Below are 15,406 nucleotides of genomic sequence, written 5' to 3'. Positions count from 1 at the left end.
TCTGGGCGCTCTCCCTCAGGAAGGACAATAGTGAGAGCAGGGTGCCCTACTCTCTTCCTTTCTTTTGTTTGGACCCGGAGCTGGTCAGGCATTGCCGAAGAAAAGAGCTGCCAGGAAGACAAGGATACCGCTACCGATGACCTGCACAATAGAGACGAGCCATTTTGTCCCGAAGTAGCGGTGACGGATAGCGGCAATAGCCAGCAGCTCAGCGGCGACCACCAGGTAGGCGGTAGCCAGGGCGAGCTGCAGATGGGTGATCAAGAAAGGCAGCGTATGGAGCGAGCCGCCCACAAACGTCATCAGACCCGTAATAGCCCCGCGGATAATAGGGCTGCCTCGCCCAGTCAGCACGCCGTCATCTGAAAGCGCCTCTGAGAAGGCCATGCTGATCCCGGCACCAGTAGCTGCAGCCAGGCCGACCAGGAAGGCCGTAAAAGGGCGGTGAGTAGCGAAGGCCGTTGCGAAGATGGGGGCCAGCGTCGAAACCGATCCATCCATCAGCCCAGCCAGACCAGGCTGGACCACGCGCAGCAAGAAGTGGCGGGAATCTGTATTGTTAGAAGCGATCCCGCGCAGAATCTCGGCCAGCTCGATCTTCACCCGCTCTAGCTCCGATGAAGGTCGTTGCTGTAAGGCCTCATTCACCTCGGCTGACAGACCTTCCTGCGCGGCTGTCACCGCGCTCGCTCGTCGTGTCTCGGTCTCCGGGTTATGTGGCATAAAAAGACTCCCCCTACCATACCAGTAATCTGTTTGTCCGATTGCCTGCGAGCGAGGCAATCCGCTCAATCCTCCGTTGATTCTGCCTGCAGCCGCTGACGGCAGGCAGTGCACAGACCATAGAGCCTGACCTCATGCGAGTGCAGCTCTATGCCCGCGGCCTGCGCTGCCGAGCGGAGCGCCTCCTCTGAGAGACGCACCTCAACAGGCAGATCGAGAAGAGCGCCGCAAGCCGTGCAGATTGCGTGGTCGTGGCGCTCGATGTGCCCATCGTACCGACAGGCCTCGTCACTGCGCCCCAACTCGCGAATCAGCCCTTGCTGCGCCAGGCTGTGCAGAATACGGTAAACACTCGCCACCCCGATGCGGGGGCGCACTTTGCGCACAGCCTCGTAAACCTCCAGAGCAGTCGGGTGGTTATGGCTGCTGCGCACAACCTCCAGAACTGCCTGGGCATTGGCGTTCAACGTCTCTTTCATTGGCGCCTGGTGATTCTCTCGGACCCCGATATTAGGGTCACCTAATAATGATAATCATTATCAATCTGCTACCAGAATTATATGTCCGGCCTGGAGGCTTTGTCAAGGGAGGCGAGGGCTGATAGACCTGGGGGCAGATGGAGAGGGAAGCCGAAGAGGAGATTGGAGAGCTGAGCGACGGGAGGGGGGCCCTGCTCCCGCCTAAGTCATCCACAACTGGCAGGGCGGCGGATTGGAGGGCAAGCCACGCCAGAAGAAAGGATGTGGGAAGCAGGCACCCCTGGTCCAGCCAGCATCGGCCTCAACTTTCAATCAACAGATGCCTCTTTAGCGATGGGAAGGGCGTAAAGCGGCCACCAGCATCGCTGCCAGGCTCAGAACGAACGACACCAGAAACGCTGAGTGCAAGCCGTGCATAAAGGTAGCCAGGGCTGAGGGAAACTGGCCCATACCGCCGCCATAGATAAAGACCTGCATGACCGCTCCCATGGGCACCCCCTTCAGAGCCAGCGGAAAGACAATAGCAATACTGAGCATCTGGCCAGTATTATTGAGCATTCCCAGCAGCCCCGAGGCGGCGCCACGCTGATGGGGTGGCACCGAACTCATAATCGCATTCGTATTGGGCGAGACAAAGAAACCCGAGCCTCCTCCCATCATAGCCATATAGAACGAAAGCAGCCAGAACGGCGTTGTAGGCGTAATGGTCGTCAAGCCCAGCAGGCCCAAAGCCGAAACGGCCAGACCGATGGGAGTGAGAATACGGGAACCAATATGGTCCGAGAGACGGCCACTCAGCGGGCCAATAATCATAAAAGCAGCTCCGAAGGGAGCAAGCATCAGCCCGGCGGTCAGCGGATCTTTCCCATAGGGTCCCTGGAGAAAGAAGATCAAGAGGAAGAGCACCGCGCCACGGGCGATTCCATTCAGCAAGCCGCTCAGACTCGCCATTGCAAAGAGACGCTCGCGAAAGAGCTGTAGCTGTACGATAGGTGTCTTGATGCGTGGCTCAATCGCGGCGAACAGGAGCAGGCTCAGCAGGCCCACTATCAAAATAACCACAGTTGTCGACTCGCCCAGCAGCGGGAAAGCTACCATTGTCAGAGCCAGCAAGGTCCCAGAGAGGCCCAGAGCAAGCGTCAGGCCCCCAACCCAATCGATAGGGGTTTGGCGAGCCGGGCGCACTGGCTCGCGCAAGCGCCAGATTCCCCAGAGCGTGCCGAAGGTGGCCAGAGGCACATTAAAAAGGAATACCCAGCGCCAGGACCACTCGGTTAGCAGGCCGCCGATAATGGGTCCGATCAAGAAGCCTGCGGCCCCGGCGATCTGGTTGATCCCCAGGCCCAGGCCGACCTCTCCTTTGCGAAAGGCATCGGTGACAATCGCCGTACTATTGGTCATCAGCAAGGCGGCCCCGAGGCCCTGGATCAGACGTCCTGCCACCAGATCGGCCCCGTGAAAGGCTGGCTGGGCCAGGCCAGCTACCAACGAACCCAGGGCGAAGAGCAGAAAACCGCTATTGTAGAGGCGTTTGCGGCCCCAAATATCGGCCAGGCGGCCAACGATGGGCGTCAGCACAGTCAGTATCAGCAAATACCCCATCAATGTCCACATGATCGTGAAGAACGAGGCCTGCAGCTCGACCAGAATCGCCGGCAGAGCGATCAGCAAGGCCGAGCCTTGAATAGAAGCCAGCAAGGCCCCTACAGTGGTTACCGAGAGAGCCGTCCAGCGATAGCCATCGCCTCCGCCTGTCGGCACTCTCTCATCGGCGGCTCCAGCTTGCTCGGAGGCATAAGAGACCTCTTGCGTCACCGGTGTCAAAGAAGACTCCGAAGAAGTCTGCATCGTAAAACCTTTCTACTCTCCTTTTACGTGATATATGTGGACAATAAAGGAGGGGAAACAGTGTGCAGAGAGCAAAGGCGATGGAAGCGAAGCGGTGCGGAGCGAATAGGCGCCTTCAGCGGCCACTCATCAGCCTTCAATGAGGTGACGCAAGGCGGGAAGCGCGGCGACAAGGTGCTCGCGCTCAGTCTCGCTCAGGCGAGCCAGGCGGCGCTCCAGCGAAGCCAGGCGGCCACGATCATAGAGTTGGACCAGGTGCTGAGCGCGTGCTGTTGGCTTCACCCAGACCGTGCGCCAGTCGGCCTCATCGCGACTCCGTTCCAGATAGCCCTGAGCCTGCAAGCGTTTCACCATTGCCGTCACCGTTGAAGGCGTCACCCCGAGCTGGCGGGCCAGCTCCTGCATCATGCAGCACTTGCGCTCAATCAGGATGCGCAGCAAGCTCAGCTGTCCGCTGGTGGCACGGATCTCGGAGAGATCCTCGCGGTCAGGCTCAGCCAGAGTCTCGGAATTGAGCGCATCGGTGTGCATCTGGCGCAGCACCTTGGGGACAATATCCAGCAGCTCCATTGCCAGTGCTGCGCTATCATCCAGCGAATCCGGTCGCATGGTCGCTCCTTACTCACTTTGACAATCTAATTATATGATAGGCAAACTAGGGAGGCAAGTAAAGGGAAGAAGGCCGCGCCTACTGGCCTTACAGAAGAGTCCAGTAGCAATTTTGCCTGGACTATGCTAGAATCGCCCATGAGACAGAGACCAGGAAAACCATCGCAGGCAAGGAGAACGGCATTTGGCAACGCACGAGAAACGGTACGTTATTATTGGGAACGGGATCGCCGGCACTACAGCCGCCGAGACCTTACGCAAGCTTGATCCAAACTGCAGCATTCATCTGATTACCAACGAGCCTTACCCTCTCTACAACCGTGTTTCATTGCCGCGTTTCCTGCAAGGGGTGCTGCCCGAGCAAAAGGTAATGATGCGTGACTTTGCCTGGCATGAGCAGCGCCGCATCTCTCTGCTGACCGAGACCCTTGTGACAGAGGTCAACACGGACGAGCGGATTGTAGTGACTGAACGCGGGCAACATTTCCCCTATGATGCGCTTCTCATTGCCAGCGGGGGCTGGGCCAAGCCACTGCAGGTGCCGGGAGCGGCTGGCACGAAGCACATCTACAACTTTGTCACCCTGGATGACACGAAGACTATTATAGCGCGCATCCTCGAATCGCGCACAGCCCTGGCCTACGGAGGCAGCTTCATCTCCTATGAGCTGTGTGACGGCTTCGCCATGCGCAAGCTTGAGACCACCTGGCTTATGCGTGGTCCGTACTGGCTGCGCAACTGCCTTGATCCCGAGGGGGGCGAGATCGTCGATGCCATTGCCAGGCGTTTTGGCGTCAATGTCATCCACGGCGACGAAATCGCCGAGGTTGTCGCGCGTGACGGGGTACCGGCCTATGTCAAAACGAAGCAGGGGCGTGAGATCCAGGCGGACATCATCGGTGTAGGGCTTGGGATTACGCTTAACACCGCTTTCCTCAAAGGCACCCCCATTGAGGTTCGTACTGGGATCGTAGTGGACGAATATCTAGAGACGAATGTGCCGCATGTCTATGCTGCCGGCGACGTTGCCGAGTTTTACGATCCAACGATTGGCCGTCACCATACGATGGGGACCTGGGATAATGCTTTGGCGCATGGGCGCATCGCCGCAATCAACATGGCCGGAGGCCGTGAGCCATACGTTGATGTGCCCACGTATACAAGCCCACTCTTTGATGTCAACATTGCCGTCATTGGCACGGCTGAGTCCAACAATCCAGAGCTGGAAAGCGTCTCGTTGCGCGAGCCCGGCGAAAAAGGCCATGAGAATTACCGCAAGCTATTCCTGCGCGAGAACAGGCTGGTTGGCGCGATCATGATTGGCAGCCCCAAAGGACGCAGAAAGCTTGTCGAACTGATCAAAAACCAGCAGGTGCTGGCCAGTCCCACCGAGCGGGAGGCCGTTCTGACCCTGAAATAGCACTCCTTTTGGGCTATCGCGCTTGACGAAACCGGGCTGGTAAGATACCGTAACTACCATCAAGTACCGTCAGACCCGCTAACTCGGGCAGGTCGTGATGCTGCGCCGGAGCGAGCATATGCAGGAGGGAGTTTGTGGCCGTTTTCTGTCCGCATTGTGGCAAAGCCTTGCCCAGGGAAAATGCACGCTTCTGCAATAACTGTGGCAGATTTCTACCCGCGACAAAGCAGGTGACTCCTTCCACTTCCGTCAGCGGGGAGCCGCCCTCTGCAGGGCATCTGGTGACCCAGGAGCCTGCTGGGAAGGCGCCTGCTCCTAACAATGTGCATGTGCCGCCTCCCTGGCTAGACCAGTTAGATCGGGAGGTCGCTAGCCGCCGCTGGCGGGCACCGCGCCGCGAGTCGCTTGAGCGCCTGCCCGACCTGCCTGGGGAAACGGAGAGTTCCTTTCAGAGTTCTTCTTCTACAGCTGACTCTCCAGTTCAGGGATCTGCAGCTTCGTGGTCAGCCCAGCCTGCTGCACCTCGGCCTGCCTCTCCTTCTGGCGAGCAGGAGTCAAGCACTGCCGAAGACATGGAAGAGCAGTCGGAGACCGCTGCGGTGGCAGAGGCCTGGCGCCGGGCCTGGTTAGCTGATGCACCGACCTCGGCAGTACCCACCGCTCGCTCGGAGGAGACTCCGACAGAGGAAGCTGGCCAGTTGCTCCCCTCTTCTGGAGAAGAAGAAGGGCTACGCTCAGGGCGCTCGCTCTCCCCGCGCGAGTTGCATGTGCGCGTCTGGGAAGAGGATGAGACCTTGATCATGCCGCAGCCAGGGGAAGCAAGCGAGGCTGAGGTTCAGCAGCTCCCGGGGGAGACGCCGACAGAGGAAGGCTGGTCGCAGGCTCAGATCGAGAGCGCTTCATCTTCCTTCTCCTATGAGGACATGCCCACGCAGGGGCATCTCTTAGGGATAGTGCTGCCGCGCTCGGAGCGTGTGCGTCCGGGTGAGCAACCTGATCAGCGTCACGGGGCTGTCGACGATCTGCCTACCATGCCACTCAAGGCCAGCCCCGGGCCTGGGCTGGTCATTGAACGCGCCTCGACGCCACGTCCCAGCCGTTGGCAGGAGCACGAGCTGGGCAGGGAACGCGGCATGTCCTTTGCCGGGCAGGCCAGTTCTCCCACGCGCTCGGGGGATATCGAGGAGCTGGATACCATGCGCCTGGCAGCGCAGCCTCCTGCTGGGCCTGGGGCGACCGCTGGCCCGTGGCGCTCTCAGCCTGTCACCCCGCTGCCGGCATCCGCTCTAGCGCCCTCTAGTGGGTCGCCTCCCTCGTTACCAGGAATAGCTGAGGCTCCCCTCTTTGGCGCTTCAACTACGAGGGCTGGAGCAGGAGCGTCTCCCTCCAGATCTCCCGACGTTGCCAGCTGGGGGGCCGACAGGGTTGAGCAGGCGCCACGTCCGGCTAATCCCTCTCTCCGCCAGTGGGAGGCCGAGGAAACAGCCGCCCTGCCCCAAGTCGAAAAGCCCGGCTCATCGCCAGCTGCCCGGTCAACTACAGCTGAGAGCCAGGCCTCCCGACGACGTAGGCGCCCACTGGCTATTGTAGCATTCATCCTGGCTTTGCTCCTCATCGGTGGTGGCTTGACTGCCTGGGTAGTTGTTTATCAGCCGTTCAGCGTCCCTCTCATTACCCAGCCTCTACGGGCGTTTAGCGATCAGCGTCTGGGAGTGGCGCTCGTATACCCGCAGGGGTGGAGCTATCAGCTGGATTACCAGCAGGGCAAGGTCACTTTTAGTGATAGCAGCCAGACCGGACAGATGATTCTCCTGGTGGCCCCCGCTGGTGATCAGGACCTGGCCCATTATCTCCAGAAAGAGGCAAGCCAGGTAGGCCTGACAGGTGCCAAATCGGCAGACCCGCTGACGTTTGGTGGCGTGAGCTGGCAACAACTGCGAGGAACAGTTACCATCACCGGTGCCAGCTACACGGAGGTCCTGCTTGTCACGAGCCGTTCCGGCCATCTCTACACCTTTATGCAGCTGGCATATCAAAAGATCTACACAGATGAGGAGAAGCAAGTCTTTGCGCCGGCACGAGCCTCCTTCCGCTTCCTCAACTGAAGCGCAAGCCAACCTGACCGACGAAACTGGGAAGGCTGGCATTCCGTGGAAGAAGTGATCTGTGTATCCCCTATCGCGACGGAACTATGTTATAATGTGCGCGATATCCGGTACAGGTCTGTCCCCTAGGGGATAGGCGCCGGAGGGCGGGATAGCTTCCCATCCTTCACGATCGACGGACAGTGTGGCGTAGATCTGGTGATCAGAAAGGAGGGCGCGGCGGTCAAGCCCAGCTGCCGCGCAGACCTGGCAGGCTTATGGAAGATATTCGCTTCGAACGACACTTCCGTACACCCTACTCAGAAGGCTATTACATCATGCAGGGTAATAGCCTGCAGAACAGCACGCGCCTTGGTACCATTGACATTCACTTCACCACAACGGCAGTACATGGTACCTTAATCCTTGAGCGCGAGCTGGAGGAGGCTGAGCTGACCAAACTGATCGAGCAGATCGACGAGGACCTGGTCCTTTCGGCAGATATGCCGCGCGACGACTTTCTGGTGAGCGTCTATGTTGGCAGAGATGTCGGCTTCTACAGCGACGAATACTTCGCCGGGGAGAGCGAGCGAGGAGCTGACCTCAGCGATGAGGATGAGGTGTGATGGGGTGATTGCACCCTCTCTCATCCTCGCCGCAGCTAACGAAGCAAGCTCACTCCGCGGCCAAGCCGAGAGGTCTCGCTGGCGGGCAGGCGGCAGGCAGGGGGGTAACGCACCGCCTGGCTAGTCTTCCAGCAGGCCGCGCCGCATTGCGTACTTGACCAGCTCGGCGCGGCTATGGAGATTCAATTTATCCATAATGTGGGTGCGGTGCGTGTCGACCGTCTTGGGGCTGATAACCAGGCGTTCGGCAATTTTCGTGTTGGTATAACCCTCAGCCACCAGCTTCAGAATCTCCCGCTCTCGCTCAGTGAGACTCTCGTAGCTGTCCTTCTCCTCACCGGCACGCACACGCTGGAGATAATCGCCCACCATGACCGACTGAGCCACCGGCGAAAGATAGACCTGGCCATTCTGGATGACGTGCAGCGCTGAGATCAGATCGGTGTCGGCGGCCTCCTTGAGCATGTAGCCAGAGGCGCCGGCCCGCAGCGCCTGGAAGATATATTCGTCGTTCTCGTGCATCGTTAGAATGAGCACCTTGGTCTCGGGAACCTGCTTCTTGATCTGCCGCGTGGCCTCGATCCCGCTCATGTCGGGCATGGTGATATCCATGAGCACGATATCGGGCTGGAGGCGAAGCGCTTCCTGAAGAGCCTGGCGGCCATCCTGTGCTTCGCCGACCACCTCCATATCGGGTTGAGCATTGAGCATCATCTTCAGACCAGCGCGCAGGATCGTGTGGTCATCGGCCAGGAGGATACGAATCTTCTGCACGGCTTTGGTTGCCTCGGCTGTACTCGTCATCGTCATACCTTCACCGGACCTCCTCGCGGTTGCTTCTCCGAAGGGGTCAGCTCAGCGTAGGGAACAGACTCGGCATCGCTCTGGTGCAGGGGCAAGCGCACCTCGATAGTGGTACCCGCGCCAGGACGGGACTTGATGTCCAGCGACCCATCGAGGAGAACGGCCCGTTCCTGCATGCCCGCCAGACCCAGGCCGCGCTCCTGGCCTGGCGTCTTCATCAAGGCCTCGACATCGAAGCCGCAGCCATTATCGCTGATGGTTGCGTGGACCGCTCCTTCCTCCTCTCGCAGGGCGATAGAGACCTTCGTCGCATTGGCGTGACGAGCGGTGTTGGTCAGAGCCTCCTGCACAATGCGATAAAGGACAGTCTCCATCTCGGCGGGCAGACGCCCCTTAAAGCCTGTGGCTGAAAACTCTACCTCGATGGAGCACTTCTGTTGATATTCTTTAATATACCAGCGCAGCGCTGGCAGCAAGCCCAAGTCGTCCAGGGCACTGGGGCGCAGATCGATGCTCAAGTTGCGGATAGCCCGCAGCGTTTGATGGGCCAGATTGCGTGTATCGGCGATACGCTCGCGGGCCTCGGGGCTGGTCACCGACTTCTCCAGGATCGCCAGACTGATGAGCAGCGAGGTGAGCATCTGGCTGGTTTCGTCGTGCAACTCGCGTGCAATGCGTTTGCGCTCCTGCTCCTGAGCATTGATGATCTGCGTTGAACGCAGACGCGAAGCCTCGTCAATGGCCTCTAGCATTACGTTGAAGGTCGCAGCGAGCTGGTCAGCTTGAGGATCAAGCCCGGTCAGAGGAGCGCGCAGCGAGCGCTCACCTTTCTGGACACGGCTCATAACCTTGCCCAGGTCCATCAGGGGCCGGAAAGCGATCTGCAGCAGCAGGAAATTCAAAGCCACACTCACCAGCCAACCCACCGTAATAAAAATGATCAGCGAGGTAGGCGTTGCCAGCCCCTGCCGGCTATCATTCAAATGGGAGGCCAGCCAGGTACCGCCGGTAGCGCCAACAAAGATAATCAAGCTATTGGCAATCAGAACTTTATAGAAGATAGGCAAACTGAGCAGGGGCCTGAGCAATCGCGGCCAGCTTTGCACCCCCGACCCGGCCAGTGTAGTCTTGCGCTCCATTGCTCTCGAACCTCTCTACGCTTGGCGAAGAAGAGCCTCCCTCTTCTTTAATTGTAGCGTTGGGGGGCTTGCCTGTCAAACGAGCGCACACAAAATCGCACCTGTCATCCCCGGTTGCCTGTATTAGCTATACTATTGGTATTTTTGATCTGATATATTAATAAATAAGGTATAGATAGAAAACGTAAAATAGTAGAGTGGCCCCTCACCCCTGTCTCTTCTCTGCTCCTCCAGACTGCTACGGCCAGCAGCCGTCTAGGGAGCTGGGGGTGCGAGGAGAGGCATGTGTAGAGTACCGGGCAGAATCAGGTATTTACCTGATGTTCTCTTCGGGTCCCCATGCTATAATCTTCCGGGCGGCTGAGAACCTCCAGGCTGGCCTTTCTCCTCAGAAGTGGTGTATTACAAGGTAAAACGGGCGTCGCCTTCCCTGGAGAACAGGCAGAGCGGGGGTTAGCTGGCCGAGAAGGCTGAGGCAAAGGGGTGGATCGCGTGGCCTCCCAGGCGCGAGCAGAGGGATGCTTGAGCGAGGGGTTGGCTGACAAAATCAGGTAAACACCTGATGCTCTCCTCAGGAGAACTCTGTAATCTAACAATGAGGGGCAGAGAAAGAGCGGGCTGCTCCTTGGGGCGCGCCGAGGGTTAAAGGAGAGGAGCAGAGCCTATCAGCCCGGCCTTACCCATCTGGCACAGCTGTGGCCTCTTCTTTAGAAGAGAGTAGGCAGAGCAAAGGGAGGAGATTGGAGTGGGGCAGGACCCTGTTGGGGAGGGGTACTCAGGGAGAGAGCCGGTGTGGTATAATCTGCCACGCAGCTGAGCGCCCATCTCCCGTCTCGTTGCTGCTAACCGGCCCCGAGAAGGAATTGCTGGACAAAAGCAGGCAAGGAGCGAACCTATGAGCAGCAGCTCAGATGGTCGTCACGCTCGCTGAGGGATGAGAACAGGAGGAACTGTGTGTGAGTTCACTACCTGAAAAGAAGAGCTTGCTCGACATCATCACGCAGAAGATAGTGACGAGCCAGCTCTGGCGATCGATATTCCGCCACGGCTATCCGGACACCCCACTCAACCAGTCGCTGGTGATGATGGGGAACGTCTTCCTGCATCTGCACCCGGTGAAGGTGAGCCGCCAGGCGATGAAGATCACCTATACCTGGTGTATGGGGGGAATCTCCTTCTTCCTCTTCCTGGTGCTGACCCTGACCGGGGTTTTTCTCATGTTTTATTATGTTCCTGAGACCCACACGGCCTATCAGAACATCAACCAGCTCAGCAGCGCGGTCTCCTTTGGCCATCTGGTGCGCAACATGCACCGCTGGGCGGCCCACCTGATGGTCGTCTCCGTGACCCTGCACATGATCCGCGTCTTCTATCATGGGGCCTATAAGCCGCCGCGCGAGTTCAACTGGGTTGTGGGTGTGGGCCTCTTCTTCTGTACTCTCTTCTTGAGTTTTACTGGCTATTTGCTTCCGTGGGACCAGATTGCTCTGTGGGCTATTACGGTGGGAACCAACCTGGCCCCGTACACCCCGATTCTGGGACAGCCGGTTTATCAGGTGCTGGTAGGTGGTCCCGCGGTTGGTCAGGCAACCCTGATTCGCTTCTATGTGGGGCATGTAATCTTGCTGCCGCTGGCCACGGCTATTCTGCTGGCGGTACACTTCTGGCGCATCCGTAAGGATGGAGGAGCGGCTGGGCCACCGCCGCCGCCGCGGCGCGAGCTGGAGGCTCGCCTGGCAGAGGCTGAGCAAGGGCTGGCGCCAACGGTTACGCGTTAGTGAGTGAGCTTTTTGCGAACCGCTAACCAGGCGAGAGAGTGGCCTGAGCGGGAGGCATCTGGAGGCACGGGAAAAGCCCTCTTTCACAGGCGAGGCTCTTCCTTGCAGGATAGCCCGCTCGCTCAGGGATGAGAATCGGGGATGAGAAAAAGAAGCCGTTGCTGTCTCTGGCTGCTCACCAGGCCAGCCAGGCTGGTCTGGCCTGGTCAGGAGAAGCTGGCTCAGGGATTAGAACAAAGATGAGAGGATAGGCCAATGGCAATCGAACAGGAGCCAAAGGTACAGACGCAAGCAGCGGCGACCCAGCGACGCTATCGTACGCTGGCAGTAGTAAGGCAGGAGGCCATCACGCGCGTTGAGAAACCGCTGGAGGACTCGGTCTTTGTCTGGCCTCATTTGCTGGTGCGAGAGTTCTTTGCCTCCACCATCGTGATGGTCATGCTCACCCTGCTCTCGGTGGCAATCGACGCGCCGCTGCGGGAGCCGGCCAATCCCAACGTCACGCCGAACCCGGCCAAGGCTCCCTGGTACTTCCTGGGCTTGCAGGAGCTGCTGCACTACTTCCCACCAACGACTGCCGGTGTGCTCATCCCGGGGCTGGTGCTGGTCGGCCTGGCCTGCCTGCCCTACGTGGATCGCAATCCCAGCCGTGCTTACGCAGACCGTAAGATCGCCATTGTGACCTTCACAATGTTTGTGGTCTTCTGGGCCTGTGTGACCCTGGCCGGGAGTTTCTTCCGTGGCCCCGGCTGGGTGTGGTACTGGCCCTGGCAGGGTCTTTTCTTCGACCTGTAAGGGAACTCTGGGAAAACGGAAGGAAAGGATCTGTTCTTTATGAGTATGGATTTCCCGCCGCGGGATGTAGATAGGCCACCCTTGACACCGCAGCAGTACGAGGTGCTCCACGGCGGCGGCGCAGAGGCTGCTGAGATTGCCCGGCAACGCCTCTCGCGCCGGCGCTTTCTGCGCCGCGCCACGCTGGCTGTCTGGGGCCTCTCGGCGACTACTGCGGTGGCCGGGGCGTTGAATATGCTCTATCCGAATCTGGCTGGCCAGTTCGGCTCGGCCCTCAATGTGGGCAATAAGAGCGATTTTCCAGCCGCCAAGCCGTCCGAGGCGAAGCTGGATCAGGCCGCTGTCTTTTATCGCCAGGAGGCCAAGACCTATGTGGTCCATCTCGCCAAGGATACGCCGTTGTTGCTCTCTGGCCAGGCGCTAAGCGATCAGCTGGATTCGGAGTGGATTGTTAAGGATAGCGATGGCTCGTACTGGATAGCGCTCTATCAGCGTTGCGTCCATCTCGGCTGCACGGTGCCATTCCGTGATGACTGTGTAAGCTTTAAGTGCCCGTGCCACGGCTCGCATTATAATGTCGATGGCGAGTTCCTCGATGGCCCGGCACCCCGCAGCCTGGATCGCTTCCGCATTCTCTTCCAGGGTGAGAGCGTGATCGTGGACACGTCTCAGCTGAACAATAAGGTTCAGCACCCCGATGCGTCCACCCGCCTGATCCCCGAGCCGACGATTGCCTGCGCCTGATGCTCACCTTCTCTTCTCCGGCGCCTGGACGGGTAGACGGGTCAAGTGCCCTGGGAGGGCAGGCTACAAGAGATGCATCTGCAGCAGCTCCGGTCCGGCTCTTTCCGGCACGATGCCTGTCCGGCCCTGCTCGCCGCTGGCTTCTGCCTATGGTCGGGGACCGTCTGCTTCCCGTACAGGTTCCTGGCTGGGGGTAAGAGAAGGAACATTAGGAAAACTCTTGGAAAGGTAGCGCGTATGATCAATCCTGTCCAGGCAGCTATAGGCATTGTCGTGCTGCTGGTGACCGTTGGCGGCCTGCTCTATCTCTTTTACTCGCGCACCAATGCAGTTGAGAAGAGCGGCTATGGGGCGCTGATCATGCTCTCCCTGATCACGGTGTTGATCCCTGTCTTTTGGATCATGGAGAGCAATGGCGAGGCGATGGCTAAGGTCCAGCAGCATCAAACCGCTCTGGAGCGCGGCGCTGAGCTATATGCTCAGTACTGCTTCCAATGTCACGGCACCAAAGGCCAGGGCCGTGTCGGCCCCAGCCTGAACAATAATCCCCAGGTCAATAAGTTGAGCGATAATGACCTGCTGCGCATTATCAGCGCAGGTATCTATAATACAAGCACTAATCAGCTCAACGTGGCGATCATGCCGGCCTGGAGCGAGGATTATGGCGGCCCGCTGACCAACATCGATATCCAGTATCTCTTTGAGCTGATCCGCTCATCCGATCCGGATTATCTGAAGGCCAATGGTCTGCCGGCAGGCAATGGCTTCGACCAGGTGCCGGCGCTGATCCAGAAGAATAACCCTACGGCCTATCAGACAGCGGTCGCTCAGGAGAGTAGTGGTCAGTTCGGCAATCCGGTCGATCTGACTTCCAAGAAGAATGTCACGATCGATATAGTGACCGCCCCCAGTGGGGCGAGCTGCTCGCCGGCCTGCTATGACCCGATCTATGTGAAGGTGAAGGTGGGGACCACCATTACCTGGGTGAATAAGGATACTCAGGCTCATACGGTCACGGCTCTCCAGACCGAGGATCTGAACAATAAGAAGATCGCCTCAAATATCTTCGACTCCGGCCTGTCAAAGCCGATCTTGACCAATGGCACCTTCACCTACACAGTGACGATGGCGGCCTATAATCTGAATAAGGACCATAAGGTCTACTACTATTGCCAGTACCATCCAAGCATGGTGGCGGTTCTGCTGATCGTGCCCTAATCAGAGGCCGCTTACTAAGAGCGCGACCTGCTTGGTTTGGCTGCCGGCTCCGTACCATGCCTGCTGACTCTTCTCGCGCTGCTCTGTCGAGCTGGGCTGGGAAGGGGAGAGTGTGCAGGCAGGGGGGCTAGCAGCCATGTGGATACTGGGGTCTGTGTGGACGCCCTGCGTCAGTGCAGATAAGCGTCAAAGCGTCTTTCGCCGCGCAGGGAACTGACTGACTGGCCAGGAGATCACCAGCCGGGAGGGCAGGCAGAGAAAGAGTTGGCTGCTCCCGGGGCGTTCTCCTGGCATATGGATCTACAAGGCCATGCCTGGAGGTGCCGACCTGTCGTAGACTGGTGAGAGGCCAGGCAAGGTTTACTGCTACAGCGGAAGACGCGGTGATCAGAGCGGGGCTTCGTGCCCCATATCAAGCATGTCGCCGCAACTGTTTGTGGTACATGTCGTTGAAAGGGCTGGCAACTATGCAGAGAGTTCAACCACGGGAGCTGCCTGAGCGCATGTCGTGGGCACGTGCCCTGATCTTTGGTGTCGGCTTCTTCTTCATTACGGCCTTGCTGATCGGGCAGCTTCCGGGCTATATTTTCGATGAGCTGACGGCTTCCACGCTGCAGGGCATGGAGCAAGGCTCGCTCGCCCTCGGTCTGGTCTGCCTGCTCGGTTTCTTCGTCGTTGAGGTTATAGTCCTGCTCTTTGACCCCAAGCCGTTGCTGCCGCCCATGCTCTTCGTCGGCCTGGGTCTGGTGCTCTTCGTAGGGGGACTGGCGCTGCTTCTCTGGGCGGTGCTCACCCCGGTTACGGCGGCGGGTGTCACGACTAACAGCCAGTACTTTCCATCAGCGAACTTCTTCTGGAACCCGCTCCTCGATGGAAATGTGCTCTGGTTGGAGCCGGGAGCTGTTGATTTTGTGCTGATCGCCGTTGTGCTCCTCATCGCCGGAGCTGCTGCTATGTTCTACGGTGGCCTGGCGCTCAAGGAGCAGAGCGATCCGGATCGCAGTGACCCGGGGACCACACCGACAATTCGTGGCCTCACAGTGCTAGGTAGCGTGGTCCTCTTTGCCTACATGCTCTTCTCGATGCTGGTTGATCCCAATGCCCTGGCGGCCCGCATCAACCCGGCCTGCCCCACGGCG

At 58.9% G+C, this 15,406-nt stretch carries 14 protein-coding genes and 1 pseudogene; 9 read left to right on the top strand and 6 right to left on the bottom strand.

Annotated elements, in window-relative coordinates; translation table 11 throughout:
• Positions 1-84: 84 nt before the first annotated feature.
• The 4 genes from IRZ31_RS02785 to IRZ31_RS02770 all read right to left on the bottom strand — a co-directional run bounded on the left by IRZ31_RS02785 (position 85) and on the right by IRZ31_RS02770 (position 3,659).
• Entirely contained in the window at positions 85-723 is a 639-nt protein-coding gene (locus IRZ31_RS02785; RefSeq protein ID WP_297149297.1) for a hypothetical protein, read from the bottom strand.
• 65 nt (positions 724-788) lie between these two features.
• Positions 789-1,202 carry a transcriptional repressor gene (locus IRZ31_RS02780; RefSeq protein WP_297149295.1) on the bottom strand — a complete coding sequence of 138 codons (414 nt, stop codon included), beginning with the start codon at positions 1,200-1,202 and terminating at the stop codon, positions 789-791.
• A gap of 327 nt (positions 1,203-1,529) precedes the next feature.
• The gene (locus tag IRZ31_RS02775) at positions 1,530-3,050 is read right to left on the bottom strand and encodes an MFS transporter (RefSeq protein ID WP_297149293.1); all 1,521 of its coding nucleotides are present in this window, start codon (positions 3,048-3,050) and stop codon (positions 1,530-1,532) included.
• 129 nt (positions 3,051-3,179) lie between these two features.
• On the bottom strand, positions 3,180-3,659 hold the full coding sequence (locus IRZ31_RS02770) for a MarR family transcriptional regulator (protein ID WP_297149291.1): 480 nt from the start codon (positions 3,657-3,659) through the stop codon (positions 3,180-3,182).
• 184 nt (positions 3,660-3,843) lie between these two features.
• Between IRZ31_RS02770 and IRZ31_RS02765 the strand changes: the two genes are divergently transcribed.
• The 4 genes and pseudogenes from IRZ31_RS02765 (at position 3,844) to IRZ31_RS02755 (ending at position 7,789) form a co-directional block, all read left to right on the top strand.
• The gene (locus IRZ31_RS02765) at positions 3,844-5,079 is read left to right on the top strand and encodes an FAD-dependent oxidoreductase (RefSeq protein WP_297149289.1); all 1,236 of its coding nucleotides are present in this window, start codon (positions 3,844-3,846) and stop codon (positions 5,077-5,079) included.
• 134 nt (positions 5,080-5,213) lie between these two features.
• Positions 5,214-5,285, top strand: a pseudogene (locus tag IRZ31_RS21340) (zinc-ribbon domain-containing protein); the annotation flags it as partial.
• Positions 5,286-5,651: 366 nt separating this feature from the next.
• Positions 5,652-7,184 (top strand): hypothetical protein, encoded by a 1,533-nt coding sequence (locus IRZ31_RS02760; RefSeq protein ID WP_297149287.1) that lies wholly within the window; start codon positions 5,652-5,654, stop codon positions 7,182-7,184.
• 257 nt (positions 7,185-7,441) lie between these two features.
• Positions 7,442-7,789 carry a hypothetical protein gene (locus tag IRZ31_RS02755; protein WP_297149285.1) on the top strand — a complete coding sequence of 116 codons (348 nt, stop codon included), beginning with the start codon at positions 7,442-7,444 and terminating at the stop codon, positions 7,787-7,789.
• Positions 7,790-7,909: 120 nt separating this feature from the next.
• Here IRZ31_RS02755 and IRZ31_RS02750 read toward each other — a convergent pair whose 3' ends face one another.
• Both IRZ31_RS02750 and IRZ31_RS02745 read right to left on the bottom strand, forming a co-directional pair.
• Positions 7,910-8,599, bottom strand: coding sequence for a response regulator transcription factor (locus IRZ31_RS02750; protein WP_297149283.1), 690 nt, complete (start codon positions 8,597-8,599; stop codon positions 7,910-7,912).
• Positions 8,596-9,732, bottom strand: a complete 1,137-nt coding sequence (locus tag IRZ31_RS02745; RefSeq protein WP_297149281.1) for a sensor histidine kinase — start codon at positions 9,730-9,732, stop codon at positions 8,596-8,598. Before IRZ31_RS02745 ends, IRZ31_RS02750 begins: the two co-directional genes overlap by 4 nt.
• A gap of 956 nt (positions 9,733-10,688) precedes the next feature.
• Here IRZ31_RS02745 and extP point away from each other — a divergent pair.
• The 5 genes from extP to IRZ31_RS02720 all read left to right on the top strand — a co-directional run.
• A complete protein-coding gene (extP, locus tag IRZ31_RS02740) occupies positions 10,689-11,510 on the top strand; it encodes a selenite/tellurite reduction operon b-type cytochrome ExtP (RefSeq protein WP_297149279.1) in 822 nt (273 codons plus the stop codon).
• Between the two features lie 255 nt (positions 11,511-11,765).
• A complete protein-coding gene (locus IRZ31_RS02735; RefSeq protein ID WP_052888330.1) occupies positions 11,766-12,305 on the top strand; it encodes a hypothetical protein in 540 nt (179 codons plus the stop codon).
• Between the two features lie 39 nt (positions 12,306-12,344).
• Entirely contained in the window at positions 12,345-13,049 is a 705-nt protein-coding gene (locus tag IRZ31_RS02730) for a Rieske 2Fe-2S domain-containing protein (protein WP_297149274.1), read from the top strand.
• A 237-nt stretch (positions 13,050-13,286) separates the two neighbouring features.
• Entirely contained in the window at positions 13,287-14,267 is a 981-nt protein-coding gene (locus IRZ31_RS02725) for a c-type cytochrome (RefSeq protein ID WP_297149272.1), read from the top strand.
• A 467-nt stretch (positions 14,268-14,734) separates the two neighbouring features.
• Positions 14,735-15,406: hypothetical protein (locus IRZ31_RS02720; RefSeq protein WP_297149270.1), on the top strand; the 672-nt coding region annotated here is incomplete at its 3' end.

The sequence above is a fragment of the Thermogemmatispora sp. genome (assembly GCF_019683635.1).
Lineage (GTDB): Bacteria > Chloroflexota > Ktedonobacteria > Ktedonobacterales > Ktedonobacteraceae > Thermogemmatispora.
The sequence above is the reverse complement of the archived record's forward strand: the minus strand, read 5'-3'. Positions and strand labels throughout refer to the sequence as shown.

What these genes read in the sequence shown, in the direction of transcription:
- IRZ31_RS02770 (WP_297149291.1), bottom strand. Translation starts at nt 3,659, where the DNA reads ATGCGACCGGATTCGCTGGATGATAGCGCAGCACTGGCAATGGAGCTG.
- IRZ31_RS02775 (WP_297149293.1), bottom strand. Translation starts at nt 3,050, where the DNA reads ATGCAGACTTCTTCGGAGTCTTCTTTGACACCGGTGACGCAAGAGGTC.
- IRZ31_RS02755 (WP_297149285.1), top strand. Translation starts at nt 7,442, where the DNA reads ATGGAAGATATTCGCTTCGAACGACACTTCCGTACACCCTACTCAGAA.
- IRZ31_RS02725 (WP_297149272.1), top strand. Translation starts at nt 13,287, where the DNA reads ATGATCAATCCTGTCCAGGCAGCTATAGGCATTGTCGTGCTGCTGGTG.
- IRZ31_RS02760 (WP_297149287.1), top strand. Translation starts at nt 5,652, where the DNA reads ATGGAAGAGCAGTCGGAGACCGCTGCGGTGGCAGAGGCCTGGCGCCGG.
- IRZ31_RS02730 (WP_297149274.1), top strand. Translation starts at nt 12,345, where the DNA reads ATGAGTATGGATTTCCCGCCGCGGGATGTAGATAGGCCACCCTTGACA.
- IRZ31_RS02780 (WP_297149295.1), bottom strand. Translation starts at nt 1,202, where the DNA reads ATGAAAGAGACGTTGAACGCCAATGCCCAGGCAGTTCTGGAGGTTGTG.
- IRZ31_RS02750 (WP_297149283.1), bottom strand. Translation starts at nt 8,599, where the DNA reads ATGACGATGACGAGTACAGCCGAGGCAACCAAAGCCGTGCAGAAGATT.
- IRZ31_RS02745 (WP_297149281.1), bottom strand. Translation starts at nt 9,732, where the DNA reads ATGGAGCGCAAGACTACACTGGCCGGGTCGGGGGTGCAAAGCTGGCCG.
- IRZ31_RS02735 (WP_052888330.1), top strand. Translation starts at nt 11,766, where the DNA reads ATGGCAATCGAACAGGAGCCAAAGGTACAGACGCAAGCAGCGGCGACC.
- IRZ31_RS02785 (WP_297149297.1), bottom strand. Translation starts at nt 723, where the DNA reads ATGCCACATAACCCGGAGACCGAGACACGACGAGCGAGCGCGGTGACA.